This window comes from Catenisphaera adipataccumulans (assembly GCF_014202755.1).
GTDB lineage: Bacteria > Bacillota_I > Bacilli_A > Erysipelotrichales > Erysipelotrichaceae > Catenisphaera > Catenisphaera adipataccumulans.
Map to the genome: position 1 here is coordinate 60613 of NZ_JACHHK010000004.1, position 26129 is coordinate 86741.

Here is a 26129-nt window from a genome sequence, read left to right on the forward strand (position 1 = left end):
CTTACCAAAATTCTGTCTTCGGATATACAAGGTTTTGAATGTGCAAGAAAAAAATTTCGTGTATAATAGAAGGAAATGGAAGGAGAGCGCTGTGAAGAGACGTCGGTCAAAAAAAAGTTTAAAAAAAGTACGTTCGCTGAACCATGAAATCTCTCATCGGATCATGCTGCTGTCCGGTGTTATCATGGTCGCTTTTTTGATCATTTTCATTCGTTTGTTTTATATACAAGTGATTTCCTATCAGGAATATACAGCGAAAAAAGACGATTATACATCTGTCAAACAGTATGTCAGCGCACCGCGCGGTCAGATATATGACCGCAAGGGCCGTGTCCTGGCCGCTACTGTCGTCAGTCACAATATCGTATACACATCGCCGCAGAATATGAGCGATGATGATTATCTTGTTTATGCGCGCCGGATCGTATCTGTGTTCAATGTCAAAGTAAAAGATTTTACGACAACCGAAAAGAAAGAAGCCTATATTGCCTGGAAATCCCAGCTGGATCCGGATGACAGCGAATATATGTGCAACAATCTGCTGACGGCCAAAGAACGCAGGGAATATAACAGCGGAGCATGGGGATCGGATGCAGAAACGGTCCGCCACTCCATTTTGATGCGCCGCATCGGCAAAAAACAGCTGAAAGAAATGACGACCAAGCAGATGAAGACGTATCTGATCTACAACCGGATGACAGAAAATGCATCGACCGGTCAGGAGAACGTCGTGCTTGAGGATGTCAGTGATGATGATGTGGCTTATATTGTCGAACATAAATCCGATTTCCCGGGATTTGATGTCGATTTCGGCGGCTGGAAGCGGGAGTATCCATACGGAGAGACGTTATCGGATGTCCTTGGTACGGTTTCTACCAGCACAGAAGGTCTGCCGGAAGAATTGGCGGATTATTATCTGCAGCGCGGCTATCAATATAATGCCTCTGTCGGTAAGTCCGGACTGGAACTGCAGTACAACGATGTGCTGTCCGGTACACCGCAGGAATCGAAGATCACATACAATTCGCAGGGGCTGGCAAAGCAGACAGTTACACGAGAGGCAGTCAAAGGCAATGATGTCTATCTGACAATTGATATTGAACTGCAGCAGTCTGTGGACGATACAGTGAAAGAAACGTTGGAAACCTACGGCGGAACGACCAATCGTGAAAACTTTTCAACGTTGTTTATGTGCATGATGAATCCGAACGACGGTTCAATTTTAGCTATGTCCGGATATACGATGGACTTAGATACGCGGGAACTGACCTATTATGCTTCCGGATGCTACAAGTCTCTGGTCAACCCAGGATCTTGTGTCAAGGGAGCTACTGTATACATGGCTGAAAGCGAAGGCGTAATTGAGCCGGGCGAAGTCTTTGTTGATCAGCCGATCATCGTCGGCGGTACGGAATATTCTTCCTATACGAATCATGGTGCGGTCAACGATATCAATGCACTGGCGGTATCCAGTAACGTATATATGTTTAATATTGCGATTCGTATGGCGGGTCAGAATTATTCAGAAGGTATGGCATTTAATGTCGATGATGTGGGAGCTGTGTTCACAAAAATGCGGCAGTATTTCTCAGAATTCGGCTTGGGGGTGAAGACCGGTCTGGATGTGCCGGATGAGGCGAACAGTTACCAGGCTTCCAGCAGTGAATCGACGATGCTGCTGAACTTTGTCATCGGTCAGTACGATATGTATACACCGATCCAGCTGCTGACCTATGCATCTACGATCGCAACGACCGGTAAGCAGTATAAACCAACGCTGATGAAATGTATCAAAGAAGTCAACAGCGATCAGAATATCGAGATCGGTACCGGCCAGCTGCGGAATGTGCTGCCGGAGAAAAATATCAAGTATTTGAAGCGGGTACGGGAAGGTTTCCGACAGGTCGTTGCCCAAGGCAACGCCAGTGCCTCGCTGCAGAATATGTCTGTGGAAGTATCCGGCAAGACAGGTACAGCCGAAGTCGACGAATGGACGACGGCGAACTTTGTCGGTTATGCACCAAGTGATGATCCGACGGTCTCCTTTGCGTGCAGTGCGCCGACCTCCAGTGTCAACTCGCAGTCGGTATCGTCAAACATCTGTACAGATAACGTTGTACCGGACGCTTTGAACGAGTACTTTGAACTCTATCCTGTTGATGAGAATTAGCTTGCAAATGTTGTATATTTTTGATAGAATGCTCATGTTAACGTAAGGAGGACTGGCAATGAGAGATCGTATTACTTTTAAGTGCTCTGTTTGCGGTGAAGAGAACTATATCGGAACGAGAAATAAAAGAAAACATCCGGAACGTATGGTAATTAAAAAATATTGCCCGAAATGCAACCAGAAAACGGAACATAAGGAGAAAAGATAAGACCGTACAGCGGTCTTTTTTTCTAAAAGATCATGGAAATCAAACACAAGGAATTAGGACCTGTACAGGCCAACTGCTATGTGGTGCGTGACGGCGGCCATGCGCTGATCATCGATCCGGGCGGTTCGTTTCCGGAAGTCAGAACGTTTGTGGACGGTGATCAGGTGGATGCAGTTCTGCTGACGCATGCGCACTTTGATCACATCGGCGGACTGGATGAGCTGCTGAGAATCTATCCGGTGCCGGTCTATGTATATCCTTCGGAAGTCAATGCCTTGGCGGATCCGCAGGCAAATGTATCTGAATCCTTTTATGCCCATATTGTTTCCTATGCAAAGGCTGAACCAATCACAGAAGGGCATCATCAAATCGGGCATTTTGATGTGGATGTGATTCATACACCGGGACATTCGGAGGGCTCGGTTGTTTATCTGATCGGGGATGCGATGTTTTCCGGTGATACGCTCTTTCAGGGGTCGGTCGGCCGGGTAGATCTGCCAGGCGGCAGTTATCGTGAGATGGAAGCGTCACTGCTGAAATTGAAAGCACTGAAAAAGAATTATCATGTTTATCCAGGTCATGGACCGGAGTCAACATTGGATCAGGAGAAAATCTGGAATCCGTATTTAAGATGATCATTGATCATCTTTTTTTTGTGGGAAACGAATCTGCGTCGTATATAAGCATGATGAGCGAACATATCATGGAAGACTTGCTGGTGACATTACTGCAGCTGGCAGCTGAAAAACATGTCAGTGATATTCATTTTGTCTGGGAAAAACAACGGCTTTCCATTGAATTTAGGACCATGTTCGGCATGCAGCCGCTGCATCAGGATATCTGGAACGGCGAGTTCTTTTCCTATTTGAAATATCGGGCCAAGCTGGATCTGACACATCCGCAGAAGCCTCAGAGCGGACAGTTTGACATCCGTCTGCATGATCAAACATTATACTGCCGGTTCAGTACGATCTTGAACCAGAACATGCAGACCGGTGTGCTGCGTATTCTTCATACCGAAGGAGTGATGACCATCGATCAGCTGACCGATGATCCAAGACCTGTACGCATGATGCGTGAACTATGCCATTATCGGCAGGGACTCGTCGTTGCGATCGGACCGACCAATACGGGAAAGACGACGACGCTGCATGCGATGCTTCATGAAATCGCATCGGCACACCGTTTTAAAATCGTCAGTCTGGAAGATCCGATCGAAATCGAAGATGAGAGCTATATTCAGCTGCAGATCAATGAAGCACAAGGCTTTACGTATGAAAAAGGCATCGAAGAATTGCTGCGTCATGATCCGGATATCATTTTCATCGGCGAGATCCGCAGTGCCTATACTGCCAAAATGGTAATTCGTGCTGCTCTGACCGGACACTTTGTATTCACGACGCTCCATGCCAAGAACTGTCTGGAGGGGATCCAGCGTTTCTATAATTTTGGCTTGACAAAATACGACCTGACCAATACATTGACAGCTTTGATCGCACAACGGCTGTATGCCTGTGATCAGAAGGGAGGAAAACAATGTATTTATGAAATCCTTTCGAAACAGGACCTACGCTATGCCTTGGAACAAGGCGCTTACCCGGCAGGCTTCGAAACGCTGGAAAAAGAAATCCGACGGGCCTTGGCGGAAGATCGGATCTGTGACCCGCAGGCCGTCTACGACGTGCAAAGTTTCTAAAAAGGAAATGGAACGATTCCGTCTCCTGCTGAATAATGGTCTGGATATACAAACCATGATCGAATTATCGTTTCAAGACGCACCCGAAATACTGTCACGTCTGGAACAAGGGCAGGAACTGGCAGACATTTTGACCGGCAGCATGGAGACTCGCTACAACCAAAGCGTTCGGATCCTTTCCCGGTGCATGCCTTTAGAAAAGGCACTCGACAGTGCGGAGCGCATTGAAAAAGCAACGCACGATTCATTTATGAATTTCTTTCGTGAAATTGCGTATCCGTTGTTTATTTTCGTGTTCTGTTATGGATTTATCTTGTTTTTTTCTTCAACAATCCTGCCGACCATGTCGATGTATACAGAAAACACGAATGCGGAATTATTTGTCGGTTTTCTGAAACTGTTTTATACACTGATCTGCGTCGGTGTCTTATCTTTTGCAGGTATTGCCAAGATGATCAGTTCCAGCCGTGCCGGCATTCGATGGCTGCATCGATTTTCCTGGCTTCGATTGTATGATACGTATCAATTTTCTATCTATTTTCATGTCCTCTGTGAGACCGGCCTGGCGACGACAGATTGTGTGGAGCTGCTGACGCAGCTTTCCCGTTCGAAGCGTATTCAGATTTATGCGGCAGATCTTTTATCCTCGATCCGACATGGGGTCCCGATGGAACGAGCGCTGAACGACGCCTCACAGTTTGATGCCGATTTTGGCCGTTTTATTTCGATCGGGATCCATTCCTCCGAAATCTCAAAACTCCTTTCTTTGTATGAGCAGCGTGCGGAACATCTGCTGAAGCAGAAAATCAAACACGCTGCGGTCGGTGTACAAATTCTCTCTTATCTGTCCGTTGCTTTGCTGGTGTTTGTGTTTTACCAGATCATGTTGATGCCGCTGAACATGCTGAGTACGTTCTGAAAGGCTGCCCGGCAGCCTTTCGTTCTTTTTGTTTTATGATCTATCAGAAAGGAAAAAACGATGAAAAAAGAAACTCTTCCGGATGAAATTCCGGAAAACCGGAATGCGTTTACTGTTTTAGAAATGATGATCGTGATGTTGGTGATCGCATTATTGCTGCTGATCACATTGCCGAATATTCAGCAGAAAGAGAAAATTATTCGGGCCAAAGGGTGTTCCGCATTATTGGATGTCGTCAATTCACAGATCGTTCTTTATGAAATCAATGAATTAAAAACCCCGACCAGCGTTTCACAGTTGATCCAAAAAGGCTATTTAAAGAAAGGCCAGGACCGCTGCCCGAACGGACAATCGGTCGTTATTGTCAACGGCGATGCCAAAGCACAGTAATGGGTTTACGATGGTTGAGATGATGCTGGTCATGCTCTTGATCTGTGTGATGGGCATCGGCATCAAAGCGACGCAGTTTCATTCTTCGCAGTCGGTATTGGTCAAGGCCTTGAGCAGTCAGGCCATCGTCATGCAGGAACAAGCATATGCCTACAAGGAAAGCCGAGCAGTCGAAATCAAAGAACATGAAGCTATTTTTGATCAGAAGGTCATGACGTATCCGCCGGATATTGTCTGCACACCTTTTGCCTTTCATTACAACGCGGCCGGCAACATCAGCCAGGGCGGTACGGTGACCTGTCACAGCGGAAATCAAACAATGCGTCTTGTCTTTCAATTAGGCAGCGGGAGGGTCCGAATTGAAAACGAATAATGGTTTTGTGCTGCTGGATGCGTTATTGGGGCTATGGATCTTATCTATTTGTATCTTGCTGCTGTATCAGATGACAGCGGCGGTCCAGAATGATGCCCGGGGATGGATCGATGCCGAGATCGACGAAGAATGGTTTTACACTGATTGAAGCCTTATTGGGGTTGATGGTCTCATTGATCGTAGCGATGCTGGCGGTCCTCTGGCTGATGAGCGCACGAACTTTGCTGCAGATGGATATCGGTCTGCAAGATCAGTATGCCATTCTGCAGCTGCGGCAGCTTGCCTCGCTGTCCGAGTCGACCGATGTGCAGACCCATCAGCTGACCATGCTGATCAATCATGAAGAAGTGATAATTACAGAAAATAAAAATCGTTTGGTCCGAAGAAAGGGTTATGAAATTTTTTTGGAACATATCCAGCATGCTGAATTTATACAAAAGGATGACCGCATTTATCTGCAGTATGAAAAAGCAGGGCATACGTACAGCTACCAGATCGTCTAACGGCTACGGCACCTGGCTGGCGCTGCTGTGCTTTGGTTTGCTGATTCAGATCGTTTCACTGGTCGGATTGTATACGGTGCAGTCGGCGTATCTGCTGCAGTGCAGCCGGCAAAGCCGGATGGATCTATCCTGCATGTCCTATGCGCGGCATATGATCGAAAACAATGCTGCGGTCCGCCGCTGCCATTATGATGAAAGCAGGGAGATCCAGGAACTGGATGCAAAGATTGGCTCCGTGCCGGTGCATTTTACAGATCGCGGAACATATATTGAATGTTCTTATCCACGAAGCGGGAAGACCATCGTAATGGAGGTGTATTATGAAAACAGCACGCCGATCGATATAGAATACAATAGTTATTAAATAAAAAAACCGGGATCGCTCCCGGTCAGAAATGCTTAGGCATTTCTCTTTTTACGTTTGAATACGGCAAATAATGCAGCACTTAATGCAGCTGTCATCGCATAGAAGCCAGTGTGTTCTTCGGTCCCTGTTTCAGGAGATTTTATCGTTTCCTTTTTGATAACAGTAGCTTTGACCGTCTTAACAGCGGCATCTTTTTTCGTTCCCGCACCGTCCTTCTTGACTTCAGCTTTGCCGGTCTTTGGCACGCTCATCAGTTTCCATGAATACCAGACGGTTCCGTCCTCGTCCTGGGCCGCGGCGATGTACAAAGCCGCACCATCTTCCTTGTCCGTCGGTTCACTGAGGACTTCTTTTGTGATCTCCGCTTCCAACGTTTTGGTTTCACCGCAGTTTGCACAAGTCAGAGTCACAGTTGCCTTGGTGTTGTCGTCGTTCCATGTCCACTGTGCATCGCCCCATTCATGACCGGTTGCCGGTATTTCTTCACTGTAGGTATCCGTGATCGTCTTGGTCTGTGTTGGTACCGTTGTATTTTCCGGATATGTTGCTACATCGATTGAAACGTTTGCCGGAATGGTCGCTGAAGCGGTTGCCACTTTTGTACCGTTTTCTGTGCAGGTCGGATCTGTAACACTATTGGTGACGGTAGCATCAAATGTTTTTTCTTCGCCGCAGACCGCACAGGTAACCGTTACCGTAGCAGCAGTATGATCTTCATTCCAGTTCCATACCGGGTTTTCATAATCGTGTTCTTCCGTTGGCGTCTGAAAAGTCTGGTAGTCAACCCATGTCGAACCATTATAATCATAGCGGGCGTAACGCGTGCCTTTTCCTTGCTGCGTACACATTGCGGGTTTAAGGGCGCGGGTCGACATGGTCGCATCAAATGTCTCGGTGTGGCCGCATACACTGCAGGTCAATGTCACCTTTGCACTGGCCAGACCATTCCATGTCCACTGCGGATTGCCGTAGTGATGGGCTGTCTTCGGCAGCGTATCGGTTTTCCAGTCGACGAACGTACCGTTGTCAGTTACTGCTTTCGCAAAATAACGGACCTTTCCTTCCTGTGCGCAGGTTGCTGGTTTCAAAATAGTTTTTGTGACCGTCGCATTGACCGTCTTGGTTTCACCGCCTTGTTGGCAGGTCAAAGTGACGGTTGCAGATGTATGATCTTCGCTCCATGTCCAGGATGGATTTCCCCACGTATGGGTCGTATGCGCCTGTGTGCTGTTTACAGCAGGTGTTTGCTGTGTGGTTTGTTCTTCTGCCAGGATCGGACTGGTGTCTAGCGGCAGAATGATGCCGGCGGCAGCGGCGCTGGAGACCGCCAGACAGAATGATAATTTTCGAAATGATTTCATATACCCTCCTCAAAAGATGATGATCTGTTCCGGAACATTTTTATGCTTGTTCCTCAATTTGATTATAAAAAAGGTATTTTAAATGCAGATCATTTAACCGTAAAGTCCTTCATAAGAAGTGTAAAAAGTCCATCAAAAAGAAAATGTTGAATGTTAAAAAAATGTAAATGTTAAGGGGAAAAGCGGGAAAGGAATCATATATGATATGATGGAAACAGGAGGCCCAACATGTGTACATGTATAACATATCATCATTATTTTGGCCGCAATTTAGATCTGGATCATTCCTATCAGGAAGAAGTGACGATCACACCGCGGCACCTTAGTTTTCATTTTCGAAACGGTACTGTTCTTGATCATCATCCAGCTATGATCGGCATGGCATACAATTGTGATGGATATCCATTGTATTACGATGCCACAAATGAATATGGTCTGTCGATCGCCGGTTTGAATTTCCCGAATAATGCCGTATATACACCGGCAGAAGAGGGAAGGATCAATGTCGCGGCATTCGAATTGATCCCGTGGCTGCTTGCTCAATATCAAAGCGTTGCTGAAGTAAAGAACGTTTTGCCGCAGATCCATTTGACAAATGAAGCCTTTGCTCCTGCACTGCCTAGTGCACCGCTGCACTGGATGATCGCGGATCAAAACGAATCGATCGTGTTTGAGGTCACAAAGGACGGCAATCACGTATATGATGATCCAATCGGTGTGATGACCAACAATCCAACGTTTGATATCCAGCTTTGGAACCTGACAAAATATCGCAGCGTATCATCGGAACAGGCGCCGTCTACGTTTGCCACGCAGCTGCAGCTGGACGCCGACAGCCTGGGCATGAGCGGGATCGGTCTGCCGGGGGATTGGTCTTCATCGTCACGATTTGTGAAAGCCGCTTTCACCAAGCTCAATTCTGCTGCACCAGATCAGGAAAATCATCTGGTGAGCCAGTTTTTCCATATTCTCGGTGCTGTCGAACAGCCGCGCGGATGCAGTCGGTTAGGCGATGACAAGTATGAAATAACGATTTACAGTTCGTGCTGTGATATGGAAACTGGTATCTATTACTATCATACTTATGACAACAGCACCATTCATGCCGTAGATCTGCATGCGGAAGATCTGAATACGGAAAAGCTGATTGCCTATCGACTGGTCGATGAGCCCGTATTTGATTTTCAGAATCGTTGACCATCTTACAAAAACTTTACGTCACGCTTACATGGCTTGATACAGGGAATGATAAAATATAAGAAGAAATGATGGAGGGATATATGAATGAGCCGGCAAATGCGCAAAAATTAACAAAAAAAGAGAAAGCCTGGATCCTCTATGATGTGGGGAATTCAGCTTTTACGATGATGGTTTCGACCATCATACCAATTTACTATAATGCTCTGGCAGCCCGTGCCGGCATATCCGATGCAGATTATCTGGCAACATGGGGGTATGCAATTTCTTTGGCAACATTTGTCAGTGCGATCCTTGGTGTGCTGTTCGGCGCCTTATCGGATCAAAAAGGTTATAAGAAAATCATGTTTTCGCTGTTTTTGTTCATCGGTGCGGCAGGCTGCACGCTTCTAGGTTTCACGACCGGCTGGCAGATTTTTTTAATTGTGTTCGTACTGACACGGATCGCATACAACGACAGCTTGGTGTGCTACGACTCCATGGTCACGGATATTACGACCGATGACCGGGTGGATAAAGTATCGGCCCACGGCTATGCCTGGGGATACATTGGGTCCTGCATTCCGTTCGGCGTATGTTTGGTGCTGAATTTATTCTATAAAAACCTCGGAATGACACAGACCCTTGCGATGCGGTTATCTTTTTTGATCACGGCCGTTTGGTGGGTCGGTATGTCCGTGCCGCTGCTGCGCTGCTACCGCCAAATTCACTATGCCCAGTCCGGCAGTCATCCGGTCAAGAACAGTCTGATCCGGCTGCGCGATACCTTGCTTCAGGTGCGTGAACAAAAACATATCTTTATCTTTTTACTGGCATTCTTTTTCTATATTGATGGTGTCTATACGATCATCGATATGGCAACTGCCTATGGCAAAGCGCTCGGCCTCAATACGGCCGGTTTGCTTCTGGCTCTGTTGGTCACACAGTTCGTAGCCTTTCCTTGTTCGATCCTGTTCGGCCGGCTGGCCGATAAGCATCCGACCGGCAAGCTGATTCTTGTCTGCATCACCGCTTACATCGGGATCGCGATTTTTGCGATCTTCCTGCATTCCCAGATCCAATTCTGGATCCTGGCCATTGTGGTCGGCATGTTTCAGGGCGGGATCCAATCGATGTCCCGTTCTTATTATGCAAAACTGATCCCGGCAGAGCAGTCCGGGGAGTATTTCGGTTTGTATGATATCTTCGGCAAAGGGGCATCATTCATGGGCACTTTTCTCGTTAGTGCTATGACTCAGATGACCGGCAGCATGAATATTGGCGTCGGTGCCATCACGCTGATCATGTTTGTCGGACTGATCCTGATGCTTCAGTCAGAAAAGCAAAACAAAGCTTTACAAAAGGAGAAATTATGAACAATGTGATCGAAGTCAGCCATCTGACCAAAAGCTACCGACATACGATCAAGGCGGTGGATGATCTTTCATTTGACGTTCATGAAGGAGAAATCCTCGGTCTTCTTGGTCCTAACGGCAGCGGCAAATCAACAACGATCAACTGCATTCTGTCGCTGCTTTCTTATGAGGGCGGGGAGATCAAGATCTTTCATGAAACGATGCGTCCGGATTCGTATGATCTGAAAGCCAAAATCGGCGTGGTTTTTCAGGATGTAGCGGTCTTTGAAGAATTGACCGTGCAGGAAAATATCAATTATTTCTGCGGACTTTATGTCAATGACCGAACATTACGTCGGCAATATGTCGAAGAAGCGATCCAATTTGCGGAACTGGAAAACTATCGAAAATTCTATCCGAAACAACTTTCAGGCGGCTTGCTCCGGCGGCTGAATATCGCGTGCGGCATTGCACATAAGCCCAAACTGCTGTTTGCGGATGAAGCAACGGCTTCGGTGGACCCGCAGAGCCGCAGTCAGATCTTGAACAGCATCGATCAGCTGCGCAAACAAGGGACGACCGTCATCTATACAACACATTATATGGAAGAGGTAGAACAAATTTGTGATCGGGTGTTGATCATTGATAAAGGAAAAAAACTTGCGGCCGGAACAATCGATGAACTAAAAGAACATTCCGGTATTCATGAAAAAATCAGTATCGAGCTGCGTGAAAACGATGAGCGGCATGTGGAAGAACTTCGTCAGCTGCCGGATGTGCTGGAGATCCGCCGATCGGGTGCGGCCCTGATTTTGTCCTTCCAAGAGGGCAGCAATCACCTTGCGGATTTAATGGATTATCTGCAGTCCAATCATCTGCATTACGATAAAATCTATTCCGAACGGCCGACGTTAAACGACGTCTTCCTGGAATTGACCGGAAAGGAATTGAGAGACTGATGTTTGCGCATAATTTTCTTTACACGCTCAAGATCCTGCTCGGCAGACGGTCATTGGTATTCTGGACCATGGCCTTTCCGCTGATCCTGGCAACCTTATTCTACTTAGCTTTCAGCAATTTTTCTGCCAGCTCTCAGTTTGAACCGATCCGCATTGCGGTGGTACGATCAGAGGAAAAAACGGAAAATAGCGAAATTTTTGAATCGGCCATTGCCACGCTTTCGGACCCGGATCAAGAAACTCAGGTATTTAAGACCCATTATACGACCGCTGCCAAGGCGAAGCAGCAGCTGGCAGATAATAAAATTGCCGGGTATATCATTTCCAGTGATCAGCCGTCGGTGCACATCAAAGAAAATGGGATCGAACAAACCATCTTAAAAAGTGCTGTCGACGAGATCCTTGTCGACACAGATATCATTCAGCACGCTGCCGCCAAGCAGATCGAAATTGAAATGCGTCAGGGAAATCCCAATCCGGATGTACAGTCGATCACACAGGAAGCAGCCGACGCCGTCTTGAATGAGGATGTAAAAATCAAAGATATCTCCGGAGAGCATCTGGATCCGATCATGGTCGAATTCTATACATTGTTGGCGATGGTCTGCATGTACAGCGGCACCATCGGCATGGAAGCGGTATCCAAGCACCAGGCCAATGTTAATGCCCAAGGCAAGCGGACTTCCATTACCGGTGTGAAGAAAAGTACACTTGTCTTCAGCAGTGCATTGGCTTCCTGGCTGATCCAGCTGGCTGCGCTGACCGTTGTTTTCTTGTTTACGTACCATGTTCTGCATATTGATTATGGAACGCATTGGATGCAAGTCATATTGCTTACCTGTGTCGGTTCACTGGCCGGTTTGTGTTTTGGTATTTTTGTTTGTACATTGCCGAAGATCAGCCAGCCAAATAAAGATTCATTGATCATCACGCTGACGATGGTCGGATCATTTTTATCCGGTATGATGGGCGTGGATATGAAATATTTTATCGATAAAAATATGCCGCTTGTCAATAAGCTGAATCCGGTGGCAATGATCACGGATGGCTATTATGCGCTCTACACCAACATTGGGGCTGCGCGTTTTTATGAAGATCTTTTTTCGCTATTGATCTTTTCCGGCATCCTGCTGGTGATTGCGATATTCGGCTTAAGGAGGCAGACCTATGACAGTCTTTAGAGCCTATTTACGGATCCTGAAGAAACGCAAATGGCCGGTGCTGATGATGTCTGCCGGTCTGGTGCTTTTTTCTTTATTGTCGTTCGGCACGGATTCCGGCACCGGCTACTACAAAGCCAGCAAGCCAAATGTCGTCATTTACGATCATGATGATTCCAAGATTTCTGACGGTCTGTGTGCCTATTTAAAGAAAAAGTGCGATGTCAAAAAGATCCCCGCAGATCAAATCGACGATGCGCTGTTTTATGAAGATGCAGAATATGTGCTCACCATTCCGAAAGGATACGGCAAAGCGCTGACCGAAGGCGATGAACCGGAATTGAAGATCCGGACATCCAATGAATCAAGCAGTCTGCTGGCAAAACAATATACGCATGAATATCTGCGGACGGTCAAAGTCTATCTGTCCGCGGGTAACGATGCCGAAACTGCAGTCAAAGAGACAGCGTCTTCCTTGGACCGCGCGGCTTCAGTCAAGATGGAGCGTAAAAAGAAAGTCAATATGACTGAATTGGGGAAGGCGACACAGTTTTTCAATTTTGAAAACTATATCCTCTTGTGTGCCAATATTTATATCATCGGTCTGATCTTATTCAGTTTCCGGGAGGAAAAACTCGAACGGCGGACCCGGATCAGCAGTATGAATTTTCATCGCTACAATCGGGACTTGCTGCTGTCGAACTTAGTGGTCTCATTGGGGATCTGGGCCGTATATACTCTGATGGCCGTGCTGTTTTATCCGCAGACCATGGCAACCGATCATGGCCGTTTGTTCATGATGAATTCGTTCCTGTTTAATCTATGTGCCATGTCGATCGGATTCTTTGTATCGGCGATCTCTAAATCAAAAAATACGGTAACTGCTTTGATGAATGTCATTGCCCTGGGTCTTAGTTTTCTGTGCGGGGCATTTGTGCCGATGTCGATGCTGCCGGCCGGCGTTTTGAAAGCCGCACATTTCCTGCCGTCCTATTGGTTCGTCAACAATAACGACCTCATCCAGGAATTGGATGTCATAACAGGCAAAGCGCTGCAGCCCATCGGGCAAGGCGGACTGATCTTGATCCTGTTTGCGGCGGTTTTCTTTGGATTGTCGCTGTTCTTTACCGCGAAGAAGCGGAAAGCGTGACAGGAATTGACGGGTGCTGAAAAAAAGGGTAGAATACACTTAAAGCGATGAATCAGAATAGTAATTTTCCGCTCATTTTTGAAGAGAACAGGCGGCTGGTGCAAGCCTGTAAATGATGAAGATGAACTCGCTGAGGAGCCGGTAAGTAATGCTATCCGTAACCTTGCGTTAAAAGGAAAAAGTGTACGGACCAAAAGTCCGTAAACTAAGGTGGTACCGCGTTCAAACGTCCTTAGACAGGGCGTTTTTTTTATGAGGAGGACTTAGAAATGTACGACCATAAGACAATTGAAAAGAAATGGCAGAAAAAATGGTTGGAAGAGAAAACCTTTGCCTGTGACACAAGTGATTTCTCCAAACCAAAGTATTACGTGCTGGATATGTTCCCGTATCCAAGCGGACAAGGCCTGCACGTCGGTCATCCGGAAGGTTATACGGCGACCGATATCGTTGCACGGAAAAAACGCATGGAAGGCTACAATGTTCTGCATCCAATGGGCTGGGATTCCTTCGGTCTGCCGGCGGAGCAATATGCGATCCAGACCGGTCATCATCCGGCCAAATTCACTAAGCGGAACATCGATCATTTCCGTGAACAGATCCAGTCTTTGGGATTCAGCTACGACTGGGATCGTGAATTTGCGACATCGGATCCGTCCTATTATAAATGGACACAGTGGATCTTCCTGCAGCTGTACAACCGCGGTCTGGCGTATGTCGATGAAATTCCGGTCAACTGGTGCCCGGCATTAAAAGCCGTACTGGCCAATGAAGAAGTCATCGACGGCAAAAGCGAGCGCGGCGGTTATCCGGTCATCCGAAAACCAATGCGTCAGTGGGTGCTGCGCATCACAGATTATGCCGAACGGCTGCTGAAGGATCTGGATCTGCTGGATTGGCCGCAGTCGACAATTGAAATGCAGAAGAACTGGATCGGCAAATCCGAAGGCGCCAATGTCATCTTTAAGATCGACGGACATGACAAAGAATTTACTGTTTTCACAACGCGCTGCGATACTTTATTCGGAGCGACGTACTGTGTCATGGCACCGGAACATCCGTTTGTCGATGAGATCACGACGCCGGAACAAAAAGCAGCTGTCGAAGAATATAAGAAGATCTGCCAGACGAAATCCGATCTGGAACGAACCGATTTAAACAAAGACAAGACCGGTGTGTTCACCGGAGCCTATGCGATCGATCCGGTCAACGGCCATCGGGTCCCGATCTGGATCAGTGATTATGTCCTGGCAAGCTATGGAACCGGAGCGATCATGGCCGTGCCGGCACACGATACGCGAGACTATGAATTTGCGAAGAAATTTGACCTGCCGATCATTCCAGTATTGGACGGCGGCGATGTCTCCAAAGAAGCATTTACCGGGGACGGACCGCACATTAATTCGGAATGGCTGAATGGCATGGGCAAGGAAGAAGCCATTGAAACAATGATCAAATGGCTGGAAGAACATCATTGCGGCGAACGCAAAACAACCTACAAACTGCGTGACTGGCTGTTCTCCCGCCAGCGTTATTGGGGCGAACCGATCCCGATCATCAATATGGAAGACGGTACCCAGCGCACGGTAGATATCGATGAGCTGCCGCTTGAACTGCCGGCCACAAACAATTATCAGCCAAGCGACAACGGCGAGAGCCCGCTGGCAAATGTGCCGGACTTTGTCAACGTTGAAATTGACGGTGTCAAAGGCAAACGCGAAACCAATACGATGCCGCAGTGGGCCGGTTCCTGCTGGTATTACATGCGGTTCATCGATCCGAAAAACGATAAAGCACTGGCAGATAAAAAACTGCTGGATCACTGGCTGCCGGTCGACTTATACATCGGCGGCGCAGAACATGCCGTGCTGCACTTGTTATATGCGCGCTTCTGGCATAAAGTGCTGTATGACTGCGGTGTTGTATCGACCCCGGAACCGTTCAAAAAATTGTTCCATCAGGGTATGATCCTGGGCGAAAACGGTGAAAAGATGAGTAAGTCCCGCGGCAATGTCGTCAATCCGGATGACATTGTACAAAGCCATGGTGCGGATGCACTGCGTGTCTATGAAATGTTCATGGGACCGCTGGAAGCCAGCCTGCCATGGACCACGACCGGTCTGGACGGCACCCGGAAGTGGCTGGAACGGGTATGGCGTTACTTCAGTGAAGTCGCAGAGTATACCGACGAAAATGACGGCAAGCTGGACAAGAGCTATCATGCCGCTGTGAAGAAAGTTACGCATGATATCGATGCGCTGCGTTTCAACACCGCGATTTCTGCCATGATGGTCTTTATCAACGATGCCTATAAAGCGAAGACAATTTATCGTCCGTATGCCGAAGGTTTTGTGAAGATGTTTGCCTGCTTCGCACCACATTTAGGCGAGGAAATCTGGCATACCGTCTTAGGCCATCCGGATACCATCACATATGAGCCATGGCCGACATATGATGAGAAGTATCTGGTTGAAGATACTGTTACGGTCGTTGTGCAGGTCAACGGCAAGGTTCGCGGTAAGTTTGAAGCCCCTGCCGGCAGCGATCCAAAAGATCTGGAAGCCAAGGCGAAGGAACTGGAAAACGTACAACGTCAGCTGGAAGGCAAGACGATCCGCAAGGTGATCGTTGTCAAAGGCAAAGTTGTCAATATCGTTGCGAACTAAATCAATTCTATGAAGGTCTCCCGATATAGGGAAGGCCTTTTTATTTTGCTTCTTATATAAATACTATTTATATAAGGACAATAAATGAAATATTAAAAATAGATAAAAAGAAATATCAAATATTTAAATTAATATGAATAAACATTTAAAAATCAAAAAATAAAACAAATATGTACCAAAAAATCAAAATAATGATTGACATTGCCTATATGTATATGATGTAATTATTGCGTTAAAGGATTGGATGGAATATATCATGAAGAGAGGTATAATAAAGAACATTGTTCGTTGGGCAATGACTGCTATCATTATCACCACCATGACTTTTGCCATGGTGTTTTCTAATGTCTCAGTTCATTCTGGACAAACCATAGCAGCGGAAGAAACAACAGAAACGTCTGCGGATCCAGACAGCCGTTCTTCTGATGAATCATCCGATGAAACGTCAGAAGATACGTCAAGCAAACAAACTCCATCAGAAAATAAGACAGATGAAAGCAAATCGGCTCCTGAAGATCCTGCAGAAACGGAAAAAGAAACAAAGACGGAACAACAAAGTTTATCTGCGATAATTTATACGGACGGATCGTATCAGCAGAAATCGAAAACGAAAGATCAAATCACACTGACTGGAATGATGCCGGAAAATGCGGAAGTAAAAGCGTATCCAGTGTCCGTTAAAATCGAAGGAGCTAAAACGATCGCGGCATACGATATCACAATTTTCGATCAGGATGGGAACACGTTTGAACCAGATCGTACGATTCAAGTGAAGATCCAGACGGAAGAAGCCATGGATACAGAAAAAACAATTGAAGTACAGCATAAAGAAAATATCGATTCTCAGCCAGAGTCCATTGCGATCACCTCAAATTCCAAACATGATGTCACCTTTGAAGCATCGCAGTTTTCCATCTATGCGGTCGGTGAGCATTACACGGATACATGGATCTTTCAAGATGAAGACGGCACGGAAGTTTATAAAGAAATTCTTTCTTCGGGCGAAACACCGGTCAAACCGGCAACACCGGAAAAAGAGGGCTATCGTTTTATCGGCTGGAAAGACGAAAGCGGCAATATTCTGAGCGATGATGCATTCAGTACCGCCATTGGAACATTGACGGCAGATGAAACGCACGTTTATACCGCTGCCTATGAAAAAGTCTATCATGTCAGCTATGCGGGTGCTGCATCTTCAGATGCAGGCATCATTGCCGTGCAGGATTATTCAGAAGGCGAAACCTTAAATACTGGAACTGTGACATTCGTTCCGGCAGAAGGTTATGTGTTTAAAGGATGGTCGACAACCACAGATGGCTCGTCGCCGGTATCGGATTCCACAACAGTTACCGAGGATATGACATTATATCCGATCGTCGAAAAAGGATATTGGATCACGTATCATTCCAACGGCGGCACAGCGCAGGAACCGACATTTGTCAAGCAATCGCAGACACCAAGCGAAGGATCTCCGGCAGATCCGCTGAGCGTCACACCAACCCGAAAAGGATATACGTTTGCGGGATGGTATAAGGATGAAGCGCTCACAGAAGAATGGACATCGACGGATAATACAACTACCTTGACGGGCAATACGGATTTATACGCGAAATGGGAACCGGCAGAGACAACATTCCAAGTCATCATCATGCAGGAAAACAATACCAGTACTGGATACGATTATGTCGAATCACAAAGTTTTGATGCCATGACGGATTCAACGATCACATTGACTCAGCCGTCGGGCAGTTCGTCGATCCGTATGGCATATACAGACAGTAATGGCAGTCAAACAGATACGTTTAGCAATTCGGCATATGATTACTTTCATATCAATACCGATAAGACATTGGACAGCAGCAATTCATCGGTAACAGTAAGTGGTGACGGATCGACAAAAATTTATGTGTACTATGATCGGAATACATACACATTTGAATTTCATTTGAACAGTTATAACGCAAGTATGGCCAAAGACGGTGTAACTTATCGGGATTTCTCATATAGCGGCGGAGCAAATTATTATACATTTACTGCCAAGTATGGAGAATCGATTACGGAATGGCCATATCGCGGCAATGCCACTTTCTCGAATTCATCCTATGGTTATCAGTGGACGGGCTGGCGCGATGCGAATGCATCCCAATACGGTTATGCCTACAGCCAGATGAATCGAACTGTGGTAGAAAGCGATATGATCCCGAACAGCTTGAAGAACACCGATAATGCAACCATTACCGTTTATGGAGCGTGGGACGCCGGTGCCTCCTTGTATTACATTCATTTCTATGAAGACAAAGATGACGGGACACAGGAAGAACTGACGGATTATTATTTTGAAGCGTACAGTACAACTTCAGGCTGGGTCGCAGCGGATTTACGTGGATTTACCAAAGAGGATTCCAAAACAACAGTTTCTTCGAGTCGAAAGGTCAGCTTCTATTACACAAGAAATAAATATACAATTGACTTTTATACCGCGGATGGATCCAGTGTTGCGCATGAATCAAGCGTTCCATACGATTACGTTGTCAAAACCAGTCTAGACGATCAATCGGATCAGTATTATCTAAATCCGACTGCACCGGAAGATGATTATATATTTGAAGGCTGGTATACTTCACCGACATTTGAAGAAGGCACCGAGTTTGAGTTTGACGACAGTTATAAGATGCCCGACAACAATATCAGTTTGTATCCAAAATGGTCACCGCCGTCTTATACGGTGAGCTTTGATCTAAATGGTGCGGACGGCAGTATTGATTCTCAGACGGTGGTCAAAAACAACACAGCTTCCGAACCGGATGATCCAGTTCGTGAAGGGTATGAGTTTGTCGGCTGGTTCAATGAAGATGGTTCAGCCTTCAGCTTTGATACGCCGATCACGGCCGATACTACGTTGGTCGCACACTAGCAAAGCAGCGTCACCACAAATATTGTCTATGATCCAAACGGAGGATCACCAAGTGATACGTGGCAGTCGGACACATCCTATCATTTAGGAAGTCAAGGCATTGTCGGCAACATGAAAAGCGGTGTCGAACCGCCGAGCGGAAAAAATGATTTCATTTGTTGGAATACAAAAGCAGACGGCACGGGTACAAATTATTATCCGGAAGATCTAATTGCGGTCACGGAAGAAAACTTGACATTATATGCAGTCTGGGCAGATCAACGAGCTACCCAGCTGACATTTGATGCCAACGGCGGAAGCTACAATGACAGTACCACGCAGCGTATCGTGCAGTTCCCGGATTATACGGAAGACAGTGAAAATGTGCCGAATACAGAATTCACCATTACGAATACGTATACACCGGAGCGAAGCGGTTATATATTCAAAGGCTGGGCAACAACGGCAGATGCAGATACGGCAGAATACAATGTCGAAGATGTTATCCAGGCGGATACCTTAGACACAAATATTCTGTATGCGGTCTGGGAGCCGGTCTGCAGCTTGACTGTCAAGAAAGTTGTCGATGGTGAATATGGTGATAAAAATAAATCGTTTAATTTTACCATCACATTAAAAGATGAAAACGGCGATCTGGTGAATGCAACTTACAGCAGTATGCAGTTCGTAAACGGACAATATACAGCTCAACTGAAAAATGACCAATCCATCAAATTTGCGGACATTCCGGAAGGATATACCTATGAAATTCAGGAAGATGATTATTCATCCGAAGAATATGAAACATCCAGCTCCGGGGATGCTGCACAAGGAACATTGACCGAAAAAGCGGACGGTACATACGATTACGAGGTCATTTATACGAACAAGCGTGATATCACGATCACAGGTATCCTCGAAGATCATGCCGGGTTACGCGTGCTGCTAGTCGTTGCGGTTGCTGCAGTGATCTATGGAATTTATCGGAAACAGAAACAAAAAATCACAAGGAGCGATAAATGACCGGATCAAATAAAAAGGAATTGCCGATTTCAGCTGAAGTAAAACTATTGGTCATGAAAATCGTAATGATCATTCTGTTTTTGATCATGCTGTTTACATTTCTGTTTGGGATCATGAAAGAACCTGACAATATGATGAATCCGGCCATTAAAGAAGGCGACCTGGTGATCTACTATCGTCTGGACAAGGATTATCTGGCTGGAGATGTCGTCATGGTGAAGTACGACGGTGAAATTTCGCCAAAACGTGTCGTAGCAGTTGCCGGCGATACCGTTGAAATCACAGACGAAGGGTTAGTTGTCAATGGGTACGTCCAGCAGGAAAAGGATATCTATACGGAAACGCTGCCTTACAAAGGGAAGGTCAGCTATCCGCTGAAAATAAAAGAGGGACAAGTCTTCGTACTCGGAGATAATCGTCCATATTCGTTGGACAGCCGGAACTATGGACCGGTGTCCACAGATGCAATAAAGGGTCAGGTCATTACCGTGATCCGCCGAAGAGGGATTTAAATGATCAAATAAAGATCATTTAAAGAAATAAATAAGGAGAGTATTTATGAAGAGAACAAAATTATTTAAGGTATTGCTTTCGATGTTTGTGGCAGTCGTCATGCTTGCCGTGCCGATCCAAGCGGATACGGTAGATCCGGGAAGCTATACTACAGCAACTGATGAACAGAAAACAACGACTCCGTTTATCACAAAGCACATGGTAGGAAATTTAGGAACTTCTATTAGTGGCGACTTTAAATTTACTTTTACGCAGCTGGATACGACGACGACAACGGTATTAGCGAATTCAGCTCCGATTGCAGATGTTACGATCAGCGTGGACAAAACACAGACTGAAACACAGCAGGATGTCATGGGAACTATTACGTTACCATCTTACAGTACACCAGGTGTCTATGCTTACACCGTTGCCGAGTCAACAAGTACACCGACCGGATATACCGATTACAATGATCCGGGATTACTGACTTTCGATACCAATACATATACGATGTTGGTCTATGTCAATTCGGATAATCAAGTTATCGCGGTTACATCTGTCAACAATTCAACAGGAAACAAGGTAACATGGGAAGATTATAAAGGAATGGAATTTACCAACGAAATCGTCAAGAAAGCCAATCCAGGTTCTGACAGTACAGATCTGAGCATTACGAAGAGTGTAACAGGAACATATGGTGATAAAACAAAAAAATTCTCTTTTACCGTAACCTTTGATACCAATGGTACAGTTGCTTTACCAACCGATTGGTCTTTGAGCTCGATCACTGCCACCATAGGTTCAGATGCAGTTACGAACAATAGTGGTGTTTTCACATTTAATTTGAAAGACGGTGAAACCATTAACTTCAATAACATCCCGGCTGGTGTAAACTATACGGTTACCGAGACCGGCGTCGAAAACTACACGGCAACTTATACCAATACACATGGAACGGCCTCGGACACGGCTGTTGTCGGAACAAAAGGACAAGGCGTAACAGCCGGAAGTTATCTGATCTATGAAAGCGGCGGAAACTCGGGTACGATGGTCAATGATTATCCAGATATCACCATTACTGGTATTCTGACGGATAACGCACCGTTTATCGCTGTGATCGCATTTGCAGCAGTTGCATTATTTCTGTATCGTTCCGCTAAGAAAAAGGCAATGAATTCCTAATCTTGAAGAGGTAACGGAATGCGAAAACCTTTCCGTTCTTCGGGCTCTTCAGAGAAAAGGATCCGCAAGATCCTTAAGGGATTAAATGGACTGGTGGATTTCTTCATTATTGCTTTTCTGGTCCTGCTGGTGGCGTTCGGAATCTATTCCATTTACGATAACCATCAGATCATGCAGAATGCCAGCACGGAGCAGTTTGAAACATACAAACCGAAAAGAAACCAGTCCATCCCTTTTTCAAAATTACAGAAAATCAATCCGGAAGTCATCGGCTGGATTCATATCTACGGCACCGGGATCGATTATCCTTTTGCGCAAGGGGAGGATGACGAAAAATATATCAATACCGGTATTGACGGTTCGTATGATTTATCCGGTGCGGTATTCATGCATTGTAAAAATGCGCGGGATTTCAGTGACTACAACACCATATTATACGGACATCACATGGAATATCATCGAATGTTCGGTGATTTGGATCAGTTTGAAAAAAAGAAATTTTTCAAGACGCACAAATATGGCGATGTCTATTACAATGGAAAGCACCACGGCGTTCGGATCATCGCATATCTGAAAGCAGATGCCTATGATGATTCGGTATACCAGATTGTTGGTGAGGATACCAGTCAGCGGCAGGCTTACTTGGATCACATCTATGAAATCGCTGTGCATGAACGTCAGATCGGCACCGGTCCGGAGGATCAATTGCTTGTATTATCGACTTGCGCAAGCGGCGCCGGAACAAACCAACGGTATCTGCTGGTTGCGGAGATCACGGATAAAACATATAAAAATACGTTCAAAGAAGAAGAACGATCCTTGAAATCTACTGATTCCTGGTTCAGTCGATGGCCGATCTGGTGGTGGATCACTGGTATCGTATTGATTGCGTTATTGATCGTTTGGTTCAGGAAAAAACACCAGACTAAGAAAGGAGGATGATCAGCCGTGCGAAAATTATTGAGTATTCTGCTTAGCGGAGTCATGGCCCTGCTGTTTTGTATCGTACCGGTACAGGCGCAGGAACGGCAAGAAACATCCTCTGTTACGATCCGACAGACCATAGAAATCAATGGAAATTATCCAGAACAACTTGATCGGACCGTAAAGTATATATTGACCGCAGAAAACAATGCCCCGCTGCCAAATACACTGTCTACTATTTCAATCACAGGCAGCGATTCAGCATTGTTGACGTTCAGTGTGAATGAAGAGGCGGAAAATGCAGTCATTCTGACAGAACCGCAGGATGATCCCTATATTTATACCATTACGGCTCAATCGGTTGATGATGAGAATTTCAGCATCGATACAAAGTCCTACCAGATCGAAGTTCTTGTTCAGCAGACACCGGACGGTCAGCGATATTTACAGGTGGTGTGCATTGATTTGACCACCGGCAAGAAAGTGGATACGATCTCGTTTACACATACATATGAAGGTGTTGTCCCAGAAGAAAAAGAGGAAACCGATCCACCAAAAAAGAATGAAAATACACCAACCAGTTATGTGCAGCAGATCAAAAAAGACGTCAAAACCGGACAGGCTTATTATTTAACGCTATTTGTGATGGTATTCCTGTTCTCGGCCGCTGCTTTATGGATCATGCCAAAAACATCGCGTAAGAAAAACCATTGACCGAAAGTCATCTGTGAAAGCAGATGACTTTTTCTATTGAATAAACCAATTTTTTTGGCTATAATACGCATGTAGCGTTGAAAAGAAAGAGTACATGAAAACGTCGGATCCAGAGAAAGGCCGGTTGGTGAAAGGCCTCGTTCGGCATTCATGGAATACACCTTGGAGCTTCTTCGGACGTATCTCTGCGTTAAAGGGAAGAGCGCATGCACATGCATGAAGTAAGGTGGTACCGCGAACATTTCGTCCTTATAGAAGGGCGTTTTTTTATGGGAGGAAACTATGGAATTATTTCAGGAATTACAATGGCGCGGCTTGATCGATAATGTGACAAGCCCGGAAGTCGAAGATGTCATCAACAATCAAAAGATCACGTTTTACATCGGTACGGATCCGACGGCCGACAGTCTGCATATCGGCCATTATTCGTCCTTGTTGATGGCAAAACGCTTGGAAAAACACGGCCATCATCCGATCATGTTGGTGGGCGGCGCAACCGGCTTCATCGGCGATCCGAAAGCGACCGGAGAACGCCAGATGCTGACAAAAGAAACACTGGAACACAATTTCAACTGCCTGCATGATCAAATCAAAAAAATCTGGGGCTTTGAAATGGTCAACAACTTAGACTGGACCAAGAACATGTCGGTGATCGATTTCCTGCGCGATTATGGAAAATTGTTCAATGTCACGTATATGCTGAATAAAGAAACGGTCAAGAAACGGCTGGAGACCGGCATCAGTTATACAGAATTTTCTTATATGATCCTGCAGTCGCTGGACTTCCTGCACTTGTATCAGGAAAAGAACTGCGTGATGCAGATCGGCGGTCAGGATCAGTGGGGCAACATCACATCCGGACTGGAACTGATCCGGAAAAAATGCGGTGCCAATACGAAGTGCTATGGTCTGACCATGCCGCTGATCACCAAAGCGGATGGCTCGAAGTTTGGAAAGAGCGAAAGCGGAACGGTCTGGCTGGATGCTGAAAAGACCTCTCCGTACGAACTGTATCAGTTCTTATTTAATACCGAAGATGCCAAGGTCGTTGAATACTTAAAGAAGCTGACGTTCTTAAGTGTAGAAGAGATCCAGAAGCTGGACAAAGCGACACAGGAAGAGCCGCACAAACGCATGGCACAGCGGGCTCTGGCCGAAGAAGTAGTGCGCGACCTGCATGGACAGGAAGGACTGGATTCTGCTTTATCCATCACCAATGCGCTGTTCCGCGGCAATTTAAACGATTTAAGCGAGCAGCAGCGCCGGGATGCCATGAAAAACATGGAAAAAGTCGACTGCGAAAACGGTCTGATCCTGGAAGATGTTTTGGTCAAATGCTCGATAGCCTCCAGCAAGCGTGAGGCGCGGGAATGGATCAACGGCAATTCCATCAGTATCAACGGTGAAAAGATCAAGGATACGCATTTTGTGGTCGATAAAGAAAATGCGTACGTAGACAATTATGTCATCGTACGCCGCGGAAAAAAGAGATATTATTGTCTGAATCTTCAATAATATTTACCTTGCCAGGTATTCAAACGGACCATCTGTTTATCAATTTCATTGGTAACGATGGTCTTTTTGATTGTCCATAATGGCGCAATCAGATCTTTGGCCATGCCGTCGCCGGTCAGCCGTTCGATCACCATGTCCGGCGGCAGCACTTCCAGCTGCCGGACCGTTATATCGACATACTCGGCCAGAGAAAGGACCGAGAACGGATCAGACGCATACCATCTGGCCATTTCCGTATCTTTAATGATATGAAGCATGTGGATCTTGATCGCATCGGGGTGCAGGGAAGCCACCCAGCGTGCCGTTGCCAACATGTCCTCTTTTGATTCACCAGGCAAACCGTTGATGATATGCACACAGGTCTTGATGCGGGTCGGTTTTAAACGCTCCAGCGCCTGCCGGACATCGTCCGTGGTGTGCTGACGGTTGCAGCGGGCCATCGTGCGTTCATGGATGCTTTGCAGCCCCAGTTCGATCCACGTTTCTTTTTTTTCGGCACAGTCCTGAAAGAATGCGATCTTTGCTTCGTCCAAGCAGTCCGGACGGGTCGCGATACTGATGCCGATTACCGCATCGTTTTCGATAAACGGGGTATAAAGCTGCTGCAGACGTTCCAGATCGGCATATGTATTGGTGAACGACTGAAAATACGCAAAACCCAGGCAGTCCGGCCATTTCTTCTGCATGCGCGCCAGACCGGCTTGATACTGCGTCATCAAGTCTTCATGCGGCAAAAGGATACTGTCACCGGATCCTTTGGCAGAGCAGAAGGCACAGCCGCCGATGCCTTTCGCTCCGTCTCGGTTCGGACAGGTAAAACCGGCGTTTAAAGGCACTTTTGCGACTTTATGACCAAAGGTATGCCGCATATAATAATTCATCGTCAGATAGCGTTTATTATCGTCTGAATAAGGAAATGGATTGTTCATG

25 protein-coding genes and 2 other annotated features are annotated in these 26129 nt (G+C 46.2%); of the genes, 23 read left to right on the forward strand and 2 right to left on the reverse strand.

The window, feature by feature from the left end; all coding sequences use genetic code 11:
- Positions 1 to 91: 91 nt before the first annotated feature.
- The 10 genes from HNQ47_RS06075 (at position 92) to HNQ47_RS06115 (ending at position 6623) form a co-directional block, all read left to right on the forward strand.
- Entirely contained in the window at positions 92 to 2170 is a 2079-nt protein-coding gene (locus HNQ47_RS06075; RefSeq protein WP_343052917.1) for a peptidoglycan D,D-transpeptidase FtsI family protein, read from the forward strand.
- Between the two features lie 58 nt (positions 2171 to 2228).
- Positions 2229 to 2378, forward strand: a complete 150-nt coding sequence (gene rpmG, locus HNQ47_RS06080; protein ID WP_183328506.1) for a 50S ribosomal protein L33 — start codon at positions 2229 to 2231, stop codon at positions 2376 to 2378.
- 32 nt (positions 2379 to 2410) lie between these two features.
- Positions 2411 to 3013, forward strand: coding sequence for an MBL fold metallo-hydrolase (locus tag HNQ47_RS06085; RefSeq protein ID WP_183328507.1), 603 nt, complete (start codon positions 2411 to 2413; stop codon positions 3011 to 3013).
- 50 nt (positions 3014 to 3063) lie between these two features.
- On the forward strand, positions 3064 to 4074 hold the full coding sequence (locus HNQ47_RS10085; protein ID WP_246346085.1) for an ATPase, T2SS/T4P/T4SS family: 1011 nt from the start codon (positions 3064 to 3066) through the stop codon (positions 4072 to 4074).
- Between the two features lie 451 nt (positions 4075 to 4525).
- Positions 4526 to 4993 carry a type II secretion system F family protein gene (locus HNQ47_RS10090; RefSeq protein WP_246346100.1) on the forward strand — a complete coding sequence of 156 codons (468 nt, stop codon included), beginning with the start codon at positions 4526 to 4528 and terminating at the stop codon, positions 4991 to 4993.
- A 60-nt stretch (positions 4994 to 5053) separates the two neighbouring features.
- Complete coding sequence (gene comGC / locus HNQ47_RS06095) at positions 5054 to 5383, forward strand: competence type IV pilus major pilin ComGC (protein ID WP_183328509.1); 330 nt, start codon at positions 5054 to 5056, stop codon at positions 5381 to 5383.
- Positions 5367 to 5756, forward strand: a complete 390-nt coding sequence (locus HNQ47_RS06100; protein WP_221248059.1) for a prepilin-type N-terminal cleavage/methylation domain-containing protein — start codon at positions 5367 to 5369, stop codon at positions 5754 to 5756. Before comGC ends, HNQ47_RS06100 begins: the two co-directional genes overlap by 17 nt.
- Positions 5743 to 5904 carry a hypothetical protein gene (locus HNQ47_RS06105; RefSeq protein ID WP_183328511.1) on the forward strand — a complete coding sequence of 54 codons (162 nt, stop codon included), beginning with the start codon at positions 5743 to 5745 and terminating at the stop codon, positions 5902 to 5904. The genes HNQ47_RS06100 and HNQ47_RS06105 overlap by 14 nt, the downstream gene beginning before the upstream one ends.
- Positions 5867 to 6259, forward strand: coding sequence for a competence type IV pilus minor pilin ComGF (locus HNQ47_RS06110; RefSeq protein ID WP_183328512.1), 393 nt, complete (start codon positions 5867 to 5869; stop codon positions 6257 to 6259). The genes HNQ47_RS06105 and HNQ47_RS06110 overlap by 38 nt, the downstream gene beginning before the upstream one ends.
- Positions 6219 to 6623, forward strand: a complete 405-nt coding sequence (locus HNQ47_RS06115) for a hypothetical protein (RefSeq protein WP_183328513.1) — start codon at positions 6219 to 6221, stop codon at positions 6621 to 6623. Before HNQ47_RS06110 ends, HNQ47_RS06115 begins: the two co-directional genes overlap by 41 nt.
- A 35-nt stretch (positions 6624 to 6658) precedes the next feature.
- On the opposite strand, the gene HNQ47_RS06120 is transcribed toward HNQ47_RS06115, so the two are convergent.
- Positions 6659 to 7987, reverse strand: a complete 1329-nt coding sequence (locus HNQ47_RS06120; RefSeq protein ID WP_183328514.1) for an LPXTG cell wall anchor domain-containing protein — start codon at positions 7985 to 7987, stop codon at positions 6659 to 6661.
- Between the two features lie 228 nt (positions 7988 to 8215).
- On the opposite strand from HNQ47_RS06120, the gene bsh reads away from it, so the two are divergent.
- The 13 genes from bsh (at position 8216) to tyrS (ending at position 25199) form a co-directional block, all read left to right on the forward strand.
- Positions 8216 to 9184, forward strand: a complete 969-nt coding sequence (bsh, locus tag HNQ47_RS06125) for a choloylglycine hydrolase (RefSeq protein ID WP_183328515.1) — start codon at positions 8216 to 8218, stop codon at positions 9182 to 9184.
- An 83-nt stretch (positions 9185 to 9267) separates the two neighbouring features.
- Entirely contained in the window at positions 9268 to 10539 is a 1272-nt protein-coding gene (locus HNQ47_RS06130; protein WP_183328516.1) for an MFS transporter, read from the forward strand.
- Complete coding sequence (locus HNQ47_RS06135) at positions 10536 to 11477, forward strand: ABC transporter ATP-binding protein (RefSeq protein ID WP_183328517.1); 942 nt, start codon at positions 10536 to 10538, stop codon at positions 11475 to 11477. The genes HNQ47_RS06130 and HNQ47_RS06135 overlap by 4 nt, the downstream gene beginning before the upstream one ends.
- Positions 11477 to 12658 (forward strand): ABC transporter permease, encoded by a 1182-nt coding sequence (locus tag HNQ47_RS06140; protein WP_183328518.1) that lies wholly within the window; start codon positions 11477 to 11479, stop codon positions 12656 to 12658. Before HNQ47_RS06135 ends, HNQ47_RS06140 begins: the two co-directional genes overlap by 1 nt.
- Positions 12645 to 13787 (forward strand): ABC transporter permease, encoded by a 1143-nt coding sequence (locus HNQ47_RS06145; protein WP_183328519.1) that lies wholly within the window; start codon positions 12645 to 12647, stop codon positions 13785 to 13787. Before HNQ47_RS06140 ends, HNQ47_RS06145 begins: the two co-directional genes overlap by 14 nt.
- 38 nt (positions 13788 to 13825) lie before the next feature.
- Positions 13826 to 14024, forward strand: a binding site (T-box leader).
- A 32-nt stretch (positions 14025 to 14056) separates the two neighbouring features.
- Positions 14057 to 16453 carry a leucine--tRNA ligase gene (gene leuS / locus HNQ47_RS06150; RefSeq protein ID WP_183328520.1) on the forward strand — a complete coding sequence of 799 codons (2397 nt, stop codon included), beginning with the start codon at positions 14057 to 14059 and terminating at the stop codon, positions 16451 to 16453.
- A 256-nt stretch (positions 16454 to 16709) separates the two neighbouring features.
- Positions 16710 to 19367 (forward strand): InlB B-repeat-containing protein, encoded by a 2658-nt coding sequence (locus tag HNQ47_RS06155; protein WP_183328521.1) that lies wholly within the window; start codon positions 16710 to 16712, stop codon positions 19365 to 19367.
- A 21-nt stretch (positions 19368 to 19388) separates the two neighbouring features.
- Positions 19389 to 20369, forward strand: a complete 981-nt coding sequence (locus HNQ47_RS10135; protein ID WP_343052932.1) for a DUF7601 domain-containing protein — start codon at positions 19389 to 19391, stop codon at positions 20367 to 20369.
- Positions 20366 to 20881, forward strand: a complete 516-nt coding sequence (gene lepB, locus HNQ47_RS06165) for a signal peptidase I (protein WP_183328523.1) — start codon at positions 20366 to 20368, stop codon at positions 20879 to 20881. The genes HNQ47_RS10135 and lepB overlap by 4 nt, the downstream gene beginning before the upstream one ends.
- A gap of 46 nt (positions 20882 to 20927) precedes the next feature.
- Positions 20928 to 22046: a DUF7601 domain-containing protein gene (locus HNQ47_RS06170; RefSeq protein WP_183328524.1), complete on the forward strand. Its 1119-nt coding sequence runs from the start codon at positions 20928 to 20930 to the stop codon at positions 22044 to 22046.
- An 18-nt stretch (positions 22047 to 22064) separates the two neighbouring features.
- Positions 22065 to 22988 (forward strand): class B sortase, encoded by a 924-nt coding sequence (gene srtB / locus HNQ47_RS06175; RefSeq protein WP_183328525.1) that lies wholly within the window; start codon positions 22065 to 22067, stop codon positions 22986 to 22988.
- A gap of 6 nt (positions 22989 to 22994) precedes the next feature.
- A complete protein-coding gene (locus HNQ47_RS06180) occupies positions 22995 to 23684 on the forward strand; it encodes a hypothetical protein (RefSeq protein WP_183328526.1) in 690 nt (229 codons plus the stop codon).
- Positions 23685 to 23752: 68 nt separating this feature from the next.
- Positions 23753 to 23938: a binding site (T-box leader), on the forward strand.
- A 28-nt stretch (positions 23939 to 23966) separates the two neighbouring features.
- Positions 23967 to 25199 (forward strand): tyrosine--tRNA ligase, encoded by a 1233-nt coding sequence (gene tyrS / locus HNQ47_RS06185; RefSeq protein ID WP_183328527.1) that lies wholly within the window; start codon positions 23967 to 23969, stop codon positions 25197 to 25199.
- Here the strand turns inward: tyrS and mnmL are convergent.
- Entirely contained in the window at positions 25193 to 26128 is a 936-nt protein-coding gene (mnmL, locus tag HNQ47_RS06190; protein ID WP_183328528.1) for a tRNA modification radical SAM protein MnmL/YtqA, read from the reverse strand. The genes tyrS and mnmL overlap by 7 nt on opposite strands.
- Between the last annotated feature and the right edge of the window lies 1 nt (position 26129).

Excerpts from the sequence above, each read along its gene's own strand:
- HNQ47_RS06120 (WP_183328514.1), bottom strand. The coding sequence starts at position 7,987 with ATGAAATCATTTCGAAAATTATCATTCTGTCTGGCGGTCTCCAGCGCC.
- rpmG (WP_183328506.1), top strand. The coding sequence starts at position 2,229 with ATGAGAGATCGTATTACTTTTAAGTGCTCTGTTTGCGGTGAAGAGAAC.
- HNQ47_RS06145 (WP_183328519.1), top strand. The coding sequence starts at position 12,645 with ATGACAGTCTTTAGAGCCTATTTACGGATCCTGAAGAAACGCAAATGG.
- HNQ47_RS06155 (WP_183328521.1), top strand. The coding sequence starts at position 16,710 with ATGAAGAGAGGTATAATAAAGAACATTGTTCGTTGGGCAATGACTGCT.
- HNQ47_RS06085 (WP_183328507.1), top strand. The coding sequence starts at position 2,411 with ATGGAAATCAAACACAAGGAATTAGGACCTGTACAGGCCAACTGCTAT.
- HNQ47_RS10085 (WP_246346085.1), top strand. The coding sequence starts at position 3,064 with ATGATGAGCGAACATATCATGGAAGACTTGCTGGTGACATTACTGCAG.
- mnmL (WP_183328528.1), bottom strand. The coding sequence starts at position 26,128 with ATGAACAATCCATTTCCTTATTCAGACGATAATAAACGCTATCTGACG.
- HNQ47_RS06100 (WP_221248059.1), top strand. The coding sequence starts at position 5,367 with ATGCCAAAGCACAGTAATGGGTTTACGATGGTTGAGATGATGCTGGTC.
- tyrS (WP_183328527.1), top strand. The coding sequence starts at position 23,967 with ATGGAATTATTTCAGGAATTACAATGGCGCGGCTTGATCGATAATGTG.
- HNQ47_RS06170 (WP_183328524.1), top strand. The coding sequence starts at position 20,928 with ATGAAGAGAACAAAATTATTTAAGGTATTGCTTTCGATGTTTGTGGCA.
- srtB (WP_183328525.1), top strand. The coding sequence starts at position 22,065 with ATGCGAAAACCTTTCCGTTCTTCGGGCTCTTCAGAGAAAAGGATCCGC.
- HNQ47_RS06115 (WP_183328513.1), top strand. The coding sequence starts at position 6,219 with ATGAAAAAGCAGGGCATACGTACAGCTACCAGATCGTCTAACGGCTAC.
- HNQ47_RS06110 (WP_183328512.1), top strand. The coding sequence starts at position 5,867 with ATGCCGAGATCGACGAAGAATGGTTTTACACTGATTGAAGCCTTATTG.
- bsh (WP_183328515.1), top strand. The coding sequence starts at position 8,216 with ATGTGTACATGTATAACATATCATCATTATTTTGGCCGCAATTTAGAT.
- HNQ47_RS06140 (WP_183328518.1), top strand. The coding sequence starts at position 11,477 with ATGTTTGCGCATAATTTTCTTTACACGCTCAAGATCCTGCTCGGCAGA.
- leuS (WP_183328520.1), top strand. The coding sequence starts at position 14,057 with ATGTACGACCATAAGACAATTGAAAAGAAATGGCAGAAAAAATGGTTG.
- HNQ47_RS06130 (WP_183328516.1), top strand. The coding sequence starts at position 9,268 with ATGAATGAGCCGGCAAATGCGCAAAAATTAACAAAAAAAGAGAAAGCC.
- comGC (WP_183328509.1), top strand. The coding sequence starts at position 5,054 with ATGAAAAAAGAAACTCTTCCGGATGAAATTCCGGAAAACCGGAATGCG.
- HNQ47_RS06135 (WP_183328517.1), top strand. The coding sequence starts at position 10,536 with ATGAACAATGTGATCGAAGTCAGCCATCTGACCAAAAGCTACCGACAT.
- lepB (WP_183328523.1), top strand. The coding sequence starts at position 20,366 with ATGACCGGATCAAATAAAAAGGAATTGCCGATTTCAGCTGAAGTAAAA.
- HNQ47_RS10090 (WP_246346100.1), top strand. The coding sequence starts at position 4,526 with ATGATCAGTTCCAGCCGTGCCGGCATTCGATGGCTGCATCGATTTTCC.